Here is a 10,830-nt window from a genome sequence, read left to right on the forward strand (position 1 = left end):
GCGGCGGCCCGCCGCCGCCCATGGACACGCCCGTTCCCTGCGCCCTGCCGGGCGCGGCCGCCGACGCGGACGCAATGCTCTGACCCTTGGCCGAAGGGAGCGGCCCGCCCCATGCGCATTCTTTTTCTGGGCGATATCGTCGGCCGGCCGGGCAGGGGCATCGTCTTCGAGCGCTTGCGCCAGATCCGGCGCGATCTGTCCCTCGATCTGGTCATCGCCAACGGCGAGAACGCCTCGGGCGGCCTCGGGCTGACCGCCAAGGCGGCCCGGCAGCTGCTCGAGGCCGGCATCGACGTCCTGACCGGCGGCAACCACATCTTTCGCCACAAGGACCTCGTGCCGGTGTTCGCGACCGAGGACCGCCTGCTGCGCCCGGCCAACTATCCGCCCGGCGCGCCGGGCTGCGGCTGGCGGGTGTATCGGCCGCTCGACCGCCCGGCCTTCGCCGTCATCAATCTCCTCGGGCGCGTGTTCATGCCCGCCATGGACTGCCCCTTTCGCGCCGCCGACGCCATCCTGGCCGAATTGCCCGCGGACGTGCCGCTACGGCTCGTCGATTTTCACGCCGAAGCCACCTCGGAAAAAAAGGCCCTGGCCTACTACCTGGATGGCCGGGTCAGCGCCGTGCTCGGCACCCACACCCACGTCCAGACCAACGACGCCCAGCTGCTGCCCCGGGGAACGGCCCTGCTCACCGACTGCGGCATGACCGGGCCGGCCGCCTCGGCCATCGGCATGGACCCCGAGGAAGTCATCGCCCGTTACCTGACCGGGCTGCCCACCCGCTTTGCCGTGGCCCGCACGCCGCCGGAAATGCAAGGCGCGCTGCTGGATGTTGACGCGGCCACGGGCAAGGTCGTAACTATCGCTGCCTGGCGGCTTGCATAAGCGCCGCCGCAACCGGAGGAACCTGCCATGATCCGACGCCTTCATGCCCTGGCCCTGGCCGTCGCGTTCGTCGTCCTCGCCGCCGGCGCGGCTCTGGCCGCTCCCGAGCGCATGGCCATCTACATGACCGTCGCCGGGCCGCTGGAAGTGGTGCGCGACGGCGCGTCCTCCTCCATCCTGCTTGGCGGCAAGGTCATCCATCAGGCCCAGGACGCGTCCCTGACCGCCCAGTCCTACATGAGCGTGGGCGATCCGGCCGACGGCTACGACGCGCTCCTCTTGCGCCACGGCGTCGGCAACGCCGAGTGCCCCATCACCTTCGACCTGGTGACCGTGGGAGCCGACAAAGCCTCCCTCGTCACCCCGAACATCAATAAATGTTCGCGTCTGGTGAGCATCAATGTCGACGGCGACAAACTCATGCTGGTTACGGAAAAGCAGAACGGCCGCACCGAGGTCATCGAATACAACGACGCCAAACGTCGCGGCGGCGGCAAAAAACCATAAGGATACCCATGCTGCGCATCCTCGTGCTGACGGCCCTCATTCTTGCCTCGACCCTCGCCGGCTGCGGCGATGAAACGGTCTACGACTGGCAACGTCCCCACGATACCTATCAGGTCGGCTCGTTCAGCAAATACCAGAACGCCGAGGCGCTCAAAAACAAGCTGCAGAAAAACGGCTTCGACTGTCGCATCGAAACCGACATCAAGAACGGGCAGTTTTTTCTCAACGTGCTTGTCGACGTCTACAACAAGACCCCGGACACGTTGACGCAGCTCGAGCGCATCAGCGGCGTCAAGCCGTACCTGCGCGGTCCCAAGACCGGCGAAGCGGCCAAGCCGGTCGCCCCGATCCCCGGCAAGGACATCTGATTTTCCGCGAGATTCCCGACAACCCAAAAGGACCTGCCTTGAACATCTTCGACGAACTCTCCTGGCGTGGCCTCGTCCACCAGACTTCCGACGACGCCGGACTGCGCGAACACCTCGACACCCCGGGCCGCGTGCTCTACTGCGGCTTCGATCCCACGGCCGACAGCCTGCACATCGGCAACCTCGTGCCGCTTCTGGCCCTGGCCCGCTTCGCCAAGGCCGGACACAAGCCCCTCTTCGTGCTCGGCGGCGCGACCGGGCTCATCGGCGACCCCAGCGGCAAGGACAAGGAACGCCAGCTCAAGACCGCCGAAACCATTGCCGCCTCGGCCGCGAAGATCAAAGCCCAGGCCATGGCCTTTTTCGCCCGCGTGGGCGTCGAAGGCGAGGTCACCCCGGTCAATAACCTCGACTGGACCCGGCCCATGTCCGTTATCGAGTTCCTGCGCGATATCGGCAAGCATTTCACCATCAATTACATGATGGCCAAGGATTCGGTGAAATCGCGCATCGGCCGCGAGGAGACCGGCATCTCCTACACCGAATTCAGCTACATGATCCTCCAGTCCATGGACTTCGAGCACTTAAGCCGCACGCTGGGCTGCACGCTCCAGATCGGCGGCGGCGACCAGTTCGGCAACATCACCGCCGGCCTGGAACTCATCCGTCGCAAGACCGGCAACACCGTCTATGGCCTGACCTTTCCGCTGATTACCACCGCCTCGGGCGCGAAATTCGGCAAGAGCGAAAAAGGCGCGATCTTCCTCAATCCCGAGCTGACCTCGCCCTACGCTTTCTACCAGTACTGGATCAACGCCGACGATCGCGACGTGTGCAATTTCCTGCGTTATTTCACCTTTCTGCCCAAGGAAGAGATCGACGCCCTGGCCGTGGAGACCGCCGAACGGCCGCATCTGCGCGCCGCCCAGAAGCGTCTGGCCCGCGAAACCACCGCCATGATCCATGGCGAGGAGGAACTGGCCAAGGTCGAGGCCGTCACCGAGGCGCTCTTCGGCGGCGGCGATCTGCACGCCGTGGACCCGAAGACCCTCAAGGCCGCCCTGGAAGCCGCGCCGGGACTCAATTTCGAGGCGCTCCCCGACGTGCCGCCGCTGCCCAAGCTCCTGGCCGACATTGGCCTGTGTCCGTCCAATTCCCAGGCGCGCAAGGATATCAAGGCCGGCGGCATCTACCTCAACAACGAACGCGTCCCCTCCGAGGACCGGGCCCTCGTTGCCGAAGACTTTCTCGGCGGCGACCTGCTCATCCTGCGCAAGGGCAAGAAGAACTACGGCGTCGTGACGTTGGGCTAGGCTGCGGAGGCTGGGGGCGAGCGAAGCCGGCTGGGGCGCTGCCCCAGACCCCGCCGGGAGGCCACGGGCCCCCCGGACCCCCCATCCGGTGCGCTTTGGCCGGGCGGGGGCGGGGTTGGCTGGCGCGAGGCCGGAGTGTGAAGATGGAGGCGGAATTTGCCGGGACGGTGCATGTCGCTTCGCGACAAGCTCGTCCCGGACAAATTCCGCCTCCACCACGCCGTCGCCCCTACGGGGCGACAAGGTCTCGAATTTTTACTGTGGAAGCCTTCTGAGAGGCTTGTATTGATATTGCCCCTTTAAAAGTTTTTGGGGAGGGAGAGGGGGTCCGGGGGAGAGGGAACCCCTTTTTTCAAAAAGGGGTTCCCTCTCCCCCGGTTCATCCTCCCGCTCTTCCCCTCCCTTGGAGGCTCTATGCTGAGCGCGCTGGCGCGGTTGGTGAAGGTGGAGCATTCGGTATTCGCTCTGCCGTTTGCGTATATCGGGCTTTTCGTGGCGGCGGGCGGCTGGCCGGGCTGGCGGGCGTTCGTGCTGTTGACGCTGGCCATGGTGGCGATGCGGTCTTTTGCCATGGCGGTGAACCGGCTGGCCGACGTGCGTTATGACCGGGTCAATCCGCGCACGAATCGCCGGGAGCTGGTGACGGGCGAGGTGACGTTGCGGCAGGCCTGGATTTTCACGGCCGGTTGCGCGGTCGTGTTTGTCGGGGCTTGTGCGGGGCTCAATGCGTTGTGTCTGGCGCTGGCGCCGGTGGCGCTGGTCTGGGGCGCGTTTTACAGTGTGACCAAGCGGTTCACCTGGCTGTGTCATTTCGTGTTGGGCTCGGTGCTGGGGCTGGCCCCGGTGGCCGGGTGGCTGGCGGTGAAACCGGAATTTTCCCTGGCGCCGATTCTTTTCGGCCTGGGCGTGACCTGCTGGACGGCCGGATTCGACGTGCTGTACGCCTGCCAGGACGTGGATTTCGACCGGGAGCAGGGCTTGTGGGCCATGCCGGCCAAATTCGGCGTGGGCACGTCGCTTAGGCTCGCGGCCTTTTCCCATGTCGACGCGGCGCTTTTCTTTCTCCTGGCCGGGTATGCGGCCGGGCTGTCCTGGATTTATTATGCGTCCTGGGCCGTGTGTTCGCTGGTGCTTTTGATCGAGCATCGGCTATTGTCCGAGAACGACCTGTCGCGGATCAACGTGGCCTTTTTCACGCTCAACGGCATTATCGCCGTACTGCTCGGAGTAGGGACGCTGTTGGCGGTGTTTCTGGCCCGCTAGCGGGGGTATCCATGAAAGCGCTGGTGCTGTTCCTGGTCATTTTTTTCCTGCTCTGGGATCTGGGCTGGATGGCGGCGGGCGTGCATCAGATGTTGCCATGGCGGTTGCGCCGGCTGCGCGACGAAGCCCCGCCCGGGCCGCAGGTGCTCGACGTGCGCACCCCGGCCGAGTTCGCGCTTTTTCATATCCCCGGCGCGGTAAACAGGCCCGATGCCCTTCTCGCCGATCCGGCCGCGCTCGGCCTCGACCCGAAACGCCCGGTGGTGGTCGCCTGCATGACCGGCCATCGTTCGCCCTTTGTGGCAAAGAAGCTGGCCGCCCGGGGCTATGACGCCACCAACCTTACCTGGGGCATGCTCGGTTGGAAACTCGCCGGCGGCAAATCCGTTTCCGGCGGCACGCGGTAGGACCCTCACAACACCAATGGCCCCCATCCTCTCTCTTTTTCTGGCCGCGCTTGGCCTTTCGCTGGCGCTGACGCCCCTGGCCCGGTGGCTGGGGCGGCGCTTTCGCATCCTGGCCATGCCCCAGGCCCGCACCGTGCACACCACGCCCATGCCCCGAAGCGGCGGGCTGGCCCTGTTCCTCACTTTTTTCGGCTGTCTGGCCCTGGCCGGGACGCTGCTGCCGCCGTCCGTGACCGACATCCTGTTCGATCGTCCCATGCTCTTCGTCTATGCCGGGGCGGTGTTGATTTTCGCGGTGGGGTTCGCCGACGACAAGTGGACACTGCCGTCCAAGCTCAAGCTGGTGGCCCAGATCGTGGCCGCCTGCGTGGCCTGCTTCGGCGGGGCGCGCATCGCCAGCTTCGCCATCCCCGGGCATTTCACCATCCATTTCGAGCTGCTCTCCTATGCCGTCACGGTGTTCTGGTTCGTGCTGCTCATAAACGCCATCAATCTCATTGACGGATTGGACGGACTGGCGGCCGGGGTGGTTTTTTTCGCCAGCGGCGTGCAGGCGGTGCTGGCGATCATGCGGGGCGAGGCGCACACGGCCGCGATGTTCGCGGTCATGGCCGGGGCGACGCTCGGGTTTCTGCGCTACAACTTCAATCCGGCGAGCCTTTTTCTCGGCGACGGCGGCAGCTATTTCCTGGGCTACATGCTGGCCGCGCTTTCGGTTTCGGGCTCGGTCAAGAGCCAGGTCGGCGCGACGCTGCTCATGCCGCTTATCGCCCTCGGCGTGCCGCTGCTCGACACCATCACCGCGCCGTTGCGGCGGTTTTTGCGTGGCCGCGACATGTTCGAGCCGGACAAGCGCCATGTGCACCACAAGCTTTTAAGCCGCGGCTGGTCCCAGCGGAAGGTGGTGCTTTTCATCTATGCCATCACCATCTTTCTGGCCCTGACGGCCCTGGTGCTGGTCAATTTGCGCAACGCCCCGGCCGGGCTTTTCCTGCTGGTCGTCGGCGCGGCGCTGGTGCTTCTGGTGCGCAAGGCCGGGTTTTTCAGCTATTTTGCCGTGGACAAGATTCTCGGCTGGCTGCGTGACGTGTCCGACGACACGGGCATCGCCCGGGAACGGCGCACGTTTCTCAACCACCAGATCGAAATTTCCCAGGCCCCCGACATCCCGTCCCTTTGGGCGCGCATCACCGCCGCCCTGGAACTCTTGCGCTTCGACATGGCCGAGATGGTCCTCTCCGAGCACGGGACCGGGACCTGCCGTCTGCTGCCCACGCCGCCGGGGAGTTCCCCCGCCGCTGATGCCGCCCCGGATGCGGCCTTTCGCTGGCGTCGCGAGGGGAGCGAAAAGTCGGACCGGGAGCTGCTCTGTTCGCCGGCGGTCATGAAGCTCGAACTGCCGCTTCTGGGCAAGGACGGGCACACCCTCGGGGCCTTGTGGCTGGTCAAGGACCTGGGCCAGGACCCGATAAACGAATTCACGCTGCGGCGGGTGGAGAACCTGCGCCGCACGGTGACCGCCACCCTGGAAACGCTGGCCGCGTCATGAGGGTGCTGCAGGTCGGGAAGTTCTACCCGCCCGACCCAGGTGGCGTGGAAACGGCCACGCGGCAGGTCGTGGAACAGCTCGCCGCCCTGGGCATGGAACCGGGTGTGCTGTGTTTCGCCGGCGAAGGCCCCTACGACGATCTCGGGCTGCCCTGGCCGGTCTGGCGCGCCCCGGCCTTCACCGCCGTCGCCAGCCAGCCCCTGTCCGTCGCCTACGTGCGCCGGCTTGCCGCCCTGGCCCCGCATTTCGACGCGCTCCAGGTCCACCTGCCCAATCCCCTGGCCGCCCTGGCCGTCTTTCTGGCCCGGCCCAAAGCCAAGGTCGTGCTGCACTGGCACAGCGACGTCATCGGCAAGGGAACCCTCGCCCGGCTGGTTGCGCCCCTCGAAGGCTGGTTGTGCCACCGGGCCGATCTGGTCATCGGCCCGACCCCGGTGCACCTCGCCGCCTCCAACCGGGCGGCGGTCATCGCCCCCAAGGGCGCGGTGGTGCCTTTTTGCGTGGACCCGTCCATGCCGTCGCCCGCTGCCGCCGATGCCGGCCGGGTCGCTGCCTTGCGGCAACGCTTCGGCGGGCGCGGGATCGTTTTTTCCCTGGGCCGGCTCGTGCCCTACAAGGGCTTCGACGTCCTCATCGAGGCGGCCAAGGCGCTCCCCGGCGACGTCCGGGTCGTCATCGGCGGCGGCGGGCCCCAGGCCGAAAGCCTGGCCGCGCGGATCGAGCGGGAAAATCTCGGCGCCAAGGTCTTTCTGGCCGGCCGCATCCCCGACGCCGCCATGCCCGACTGGCTGGCCGCCTGCGACGTCTTCTGCCTGCCGTCCGTGACCCGGGCCGAAATGTTCGGTATCGTCCAGCTGGAGGCCATGGCTTTCGGCAAGCCGGTCGTTTCCACGGACATCCCCGGTTCCGGCGTGCCCTGGGTCAACTGTCACGGCGAAACCGGCCTTGTCGTGCCGCCGGGCGACGCCGGCAAGCTGGCCGAAGCCCTGTCCGCAGTCCTCGCCGATGCCGCCCTGGCCGAGCGCCTGGGGCAGGGCGGACGCGACGCCGTGGCCGGTCGGTTCTCGCCCAAGGCCGTGCGCCGCGCCCTGGCCGAGGCCTACGCCCGGCTATAGAAATGCTGGTCTTCCTTTACAGGCGGCCTTCAGCCCGGCTATACCCGGGAAAACCGTAAAGGAGTGCGCCATGTCCGATCAGAAGTGCGGCTGCCCGTGCAGCGCGTTTTCCTCCATGACCTGGGCCGCCTCGGCTCTCGGGTTGCTCTACGTCATCTTCATGTTCTTCGAGGGCACCACCATCCGCTGGTGGATCATGCTGCCGCTGGCCCTTATCAGCTTCATTCTCTTCAACATCCAACGCGGCCAGACCTCGGGCGCGGAGAAAACCCTGTGCGCCTGGGGCTATTGGATCGTCCTTATTGCCTTTATCATCCACGACATGTGCCTCTCCGGCCAGCTCGTGGCCGCCTACCAGCGCCTGACCGCCGCCGGCATTCCGCTGCATGGCTAAGTCCGGCATGACCTTGCGCCGCATCTCGCCCCTGGCCACCCAGTCCGAACACGATCGGTTCCTCGTGGCGGATGCGGCGCTTCTGGCCCAAAAAGCCCGCGACGCCGCCGCCAATCCCCGCAAACGCGAGATTCACTGTTTTCACGCCAATAATGCGGCCAACCTGCACCGCATGATAAACGCTCTCCAGCCCGGCACCTACGTGCGGCCGCACCGGCACCTCGATCCGCCAAAGGACGAGGCCTTCGTGCTGCTCACCGGCAAGATGGGCTTCATCTGTTTCAAGGACGACGGCAGCTTCGACCGCGAGGACTGCGCCATTCTCGACCGCGACCAGGGAACCTACGCCCTGGACGCGCCCGCCGGCGGCTGGCACGCCATCCTGGCCCTCGTTCCGGACACCACCCTCTTCGAAGTCAAACCCGGCCCCTACAGTCCCGTCTCGGACAAGGACTTCGCCCCCTTCGCGCCTGCCGACACCGATCCCGACGCCCTGGCGTATTTCCAGGCCACCGAAGACCGCTTTCGGTTGTTGATGGGCCTGCCGCCCCGAGGGTGGTAGGCAGGGGAGGGAGGAGCGGGCGGGGCTCTGCCCCGGACCCCCCATCCGGTGTGCTTTGGCTGGGCGGGGGGGCAGCTGGCTGGTTGAGGATGGGGCCGGAATTTCCATGGAAATTCCGGCCCCATCTTTTTTCAGTTGCCTTTGTGCTTGGCTGTATGTATATAAAAAATTATATTTCATCTAATTTTATAGAAATTAGTAATTAAAATATTTATAAAGTGAAAATAGTTGGCGTCTAATATTATTTTACTATAAATAATGGGTTAATGTTTAGGGCAACTTTAGCTCATGATATTATGGGAAATACCCGGAGTATCGGATGAGAATTTTTTTCGCATTGTTGTTCTTATTGTTGCCGTGCGGAAATTGTTGTTGTCAGGAAATATGTTCGCAACTGTTATTGTCAATAGGTAAAAATAAGTTTGTTGAGTGTCCTAAATTAGAGAAAATTGATTTTACAAAAACAATTAACGCGAAAATGATTATTTCTCATGAAAAAGATGTAGAAGGATTCCTTGCTGTTAAGATTGAAAGAAAGTATAGGAATTGCAGCAGTAATGAAGTCAATATATTTCAAAGTGAAGGTTTTTATTCAGATAAAAGATCAAGAAGGTGTGCGTGCAATAAAGGAAATAGAGATAATGTTAAAGTTAATGCAGATGGGAGAATTTTGTATAAAACGAATGACTGTTTATTGACTGTTGACTATGAATCGTATTTCAATTTCTTTTCGCAAAATAAATGGGTTGATAGCGATGCTAAAATAGCAAGAGCATTTGACGCTCAGTTCTATCCGAACGATCAATGTGAAATTTTTTTGAGAGACATTAACAAATATTACCTGCATTTTGGTATGAAGTCTGAGGAAAATGATGCACAAAATCGGTATTCAACGTTACTTCTTCACTATGGATCATCTGGTGGACAATTTTCAGAGATTCCTTTTGAAATTATTGCCGACCAGTGTCCTCCGATGGAAGTCGTTGTAAGTATTGTTGATTTTTATTTTGAAGCGGTCGGTGAAAGGAAGCATAAAAAAGAACTAGGTAGCTGTACGCTAGAGGGGAAAAAATGATAGAATTTGCAGGAATTGCGGATACAACAGCGTTGCCGTCAAAAGACCGATCCGCAGTGTATGATGATTTTTTTGGTTTAGGTATTGTCTATATTGCTTTTATCGGAAACGAATTTTTGGTGAGCAATCTAGTAAAAAATGGGGGGGATCTTCAACAGTTCTTTATGAAATACAATCCATGTCTTATGTATATATTTCTTGTTGTTTTGCTTTTGATATTTTGTTGTGTGAGAATTTCTGATAAAACTCAAATATTTTTTAACTGGCTGAGATTGTTTGCTTTGTTTATGATTGTAAGCAACGTAGTTTTTATAGCCTATTGTATTTCTCTGTATGAATTTATTCATGATCCGGTCTTGGAAAGGAAGTTCGGGGCGTATGCGATGTATTTTTCATCTCTTGCTACCGCTATTATTTTTTATTTCAAAACGCATCTTTATCGAGGTAGATCCGTGAGAGCTTTCGTGAATTGCATTATTTTGGGTGTTCTTTCTGGAGTGCTTATGTGTGTGTTTCGTCAGGCTACGTGATCGTTGATTTCCCCAAAAGGGCGCGCCCCCACCTGCAGCGATGAGGCGCAGGGGCCGCGCTCTCGTCTCCTCCCGACTCCCACTTACAACATCTCCACCAACTCCCCGACGTCGTCCGCCAGATAATCCGGCTGATGCGCGGCCAGTTCCGCCCGGGACACGCGGCCGCTGGCCACGCCGGCTGTCAGGGTGCCGGCGGCCTTGCCGGTATCGAGGTCCATGGGGTGGTCGCCGACCATGAGCGAGTGGGCCGGGGCGGCATGCAGGGCGGCAAGCGCGTCGAGGAGATGCCTGGGGTCGGGTTTGACGTGGCGGGCGTCGTCGCGGGCCAGGATGACGCCGACGAAGTTCCGGGCGTCGGGGAAGATGCGGCTGACGGCGGCGCGGCAGTTGCGGGTGATGATGCCGATTTTGACGCCTTTGCCGGCGAGTCGGGCCAGGGCTTCCCGGGTGTGGGGGAAGAGGGCGGCCCGGGCGGCGGCTTCGATTTCCTGGTCCCGGATGGCCTGGGCGACCTGGGCCAGGAAATGGTCGGCGGCTTCGGGTCCAGCGGAGCGGATGCGCGCGGCGAGCTTGGCGGCGTATTCCAGGGCGGGTAGGCCGTTTGGCGGCGGCACATCGGCCAGGTAGGGACGGGCGGCGTCGGCGACGCGGGCCTTCATGGCGGCAAAGTCGAGGACCAGCTCGGCGAGGGTCCCGTCGAAATCGAAAATAACGGCATCGGGAAAGGTATTTTGGCTGGGGGGCATGGCGGATGGGGCCTCGCCCCGCATTGCCGTGCGGGGCTGCTGTGGTTATGGTGTTGCAATTTTTAGATGCGGCGGGCCGGTCTGGCAAGCCGCCAAACCCTTTTGCCCGT

13 protein-coding genes are annotated in these 10,830 nt (G+C 62.0%); 12 read left to right on the plus strand and 1 reads right to left on the minus strand.

Features of this window, described 5'->3' with window-relative positions; all coding sequences use genetic code 11:
- Window positions 1-111: 111 nt before the first annotated feature.
- The 12 genes from K9F62_07690 to K9F62_07745 all read left to right on the plus strand — a co-directional run bounded on the left by K9F62_07690 (window position 112) and on the right by K9F62_07745 (window position 9,971).
- Window positions 112-888, plus strand: a complete 777-nt coding sequence (locus tag K9F62_07690) for a TIGR00282 family metallophosphoesterase (protein UJX42537.1) — start codon at window positions 112-114, stop codon at window positions 886-888.
- A gap of 27 nt (window positions 889-915) precedes the next feature.
- The gene (locus tag K9F62_07695) at window positions 916-1,395 is read left to right on the plus strand and encodes a hypothetical protein (GenBank protein UJX42538.1); all 480 of its coding nucleotides are present in this window, start codon (window positions 916-918) and stop codon (window positions 1,393-1,395) included.
- A gap of 8 nt (window positions 1,396-1,403) precedes the next feature.
- On the plus strand, window positions 1,404-1,763 hold the full coding sequence (locus tag K9F62_07700) for an SPOR domain-containing protein (GenBank protein ID UJX42539.1): 360 nt from the start codon (window positions 1,404-1,406) through the stop codon (window positions 1,761-1,763).
- A gap of 38 nt (window positions 1,764-1,801) precedes the next feature.
- Window positions 1,802-3,076: a tyrosine--tRNA ligase gene (gene tyrS / locus K9F62_07705; protein UJX42540.1), complete on the plus strand. Its 1,275-nt coding sequence runs from the start codon at window positions 1,802-1,804 to the stop codon at window positions 3,074-3,076.
- A 414-nt stretch (window positions 3,077-3,490) separates the two neighbouring features.
- Window positions 3,491-4,339: a putative 4-hydroxybenzoate polyprenyltransferase gene (gene ubiA, locus K9F62_07710; GenBank protein ID UJX42541.1), complete on the plus strand. Its 849-nt coding sequence runs from the start codon at window positions 3,491-3,493 to the stop codon at window positions 4,337-4,339.
- An 11-nt stretch (window positions 4,340-4,350) separates the two neighbouring features.
- Window positions 4,351-4,746 (plus strand): rhodanese-like domain-containing protein, encoded by a 396-nt coding sequence (locus K9F62_07715; GenBank protein ID UJX42542.1) that lies wholly within the window; start codon window positions 4,351-4,353, stop codon window positions 4,744-4,746.
- A gap of 16 nt (window positions 4,747-4,762) precedes the next feature.
- Window positions 4,763-6,295, plus strand: a complete 1,533-nt coding sequence (locus K9F62_07720) for an undecaprenyl/decaprenyl-phosphate alpha-N-acetylglucosaminyl 1-phosphate transferase (GenBank protein UJX42543.1) — start codon at window positions 4,763-4,765, stop codon at window positions 6,293-6,295.
- Window positions 6,292-7,410, plus strand: a complete 1,119-nt coding sequence (locus K9F62_07725) for a glycosyltransferase (GenBank protein UJX42544.1) — start codon at window positions 6,292-6,294, stop codon at window positions 7,408-7,410. The genes K9F62_07720 and K9F62_07725 overlap by 4 nt, the downstream gene beginning before the upstream one ends.
- A 70-nt stretch (window positions 7,411-7,480) precedes the next feature.
- Window positions 7,481-7,804 (plus strand): hypothetical protein, encoded by a 324-nt coding sequence (locus K9F62_07730; GenBank protein UJX42545.1) that lies wholly within the window; start codon window positions 7,481-7,483, stop codon window positions 7,802-7,804.
- Complete coding sequence (locus tag K9F62_07735) at window positions 7,797-8,366, plus strand: WbuC family cupin fold metalloprotein (protein ID UJX42546.1); 570 nt, start codon at window positions 7,797-7,799, stop codon at window positions 8,364-8,366. The genes K9F62_07730 and K9F62_07735 overlap by 8 nt, the downstream gene beginning before the upstream one ends.
- Window positions 8,367-8,685: 319 nt before the next feature.
- Window positions 8,686-9,441, plus strand: a complete 756-nt coding sequence (locus tag K9F62_07740; protein ID UJX42547.1) for a hypothetical protein — start codon at window positions 8,686-8,688, stop codon at window positions 9,439-9,441.
- Window positions 9,438-9,971: a hypothetical protein gene (locus K9F62_07745; protein UJX42548.1), complete on the plus strand. Its 534-nt coding sequence runs from the start codon at window positions 9,438-9,440 to the stop codon at window positions 9,969-9,971. Before K9F62_07740 ends, K9F62_07745 begins: the two co-directional genes overlap by 4 nt.
- A gap of 83 nt (window positions 9,972-10,054) precedes the next feature.
- On the opposite strand, the gene K9F62_07750 is transcribed toward K9F62_07745, so the two are convergent.
- Window positions 10,055-10,720, minus strand: a complete 666-nt coding sequence (locus tag K9F62_07750) for an HAD-IA family hydrolase (protein ID UJX42549.1) — start codon at window positions 10,718-10,720, stop codon at window positions 10,055-10,057.
- Window positions 10,721-10,830 lie beyond the last annotated feature (110 nt).

This window comes from Desulfovibrio sp. JY (genome assembly GCA_021730285.1).
GTDB lineage: Bacteria > Desulfobacterota > Desulfovibrionia > Desulfovibrionales > Desulfovibrionaceae > Solidesulfovibrio.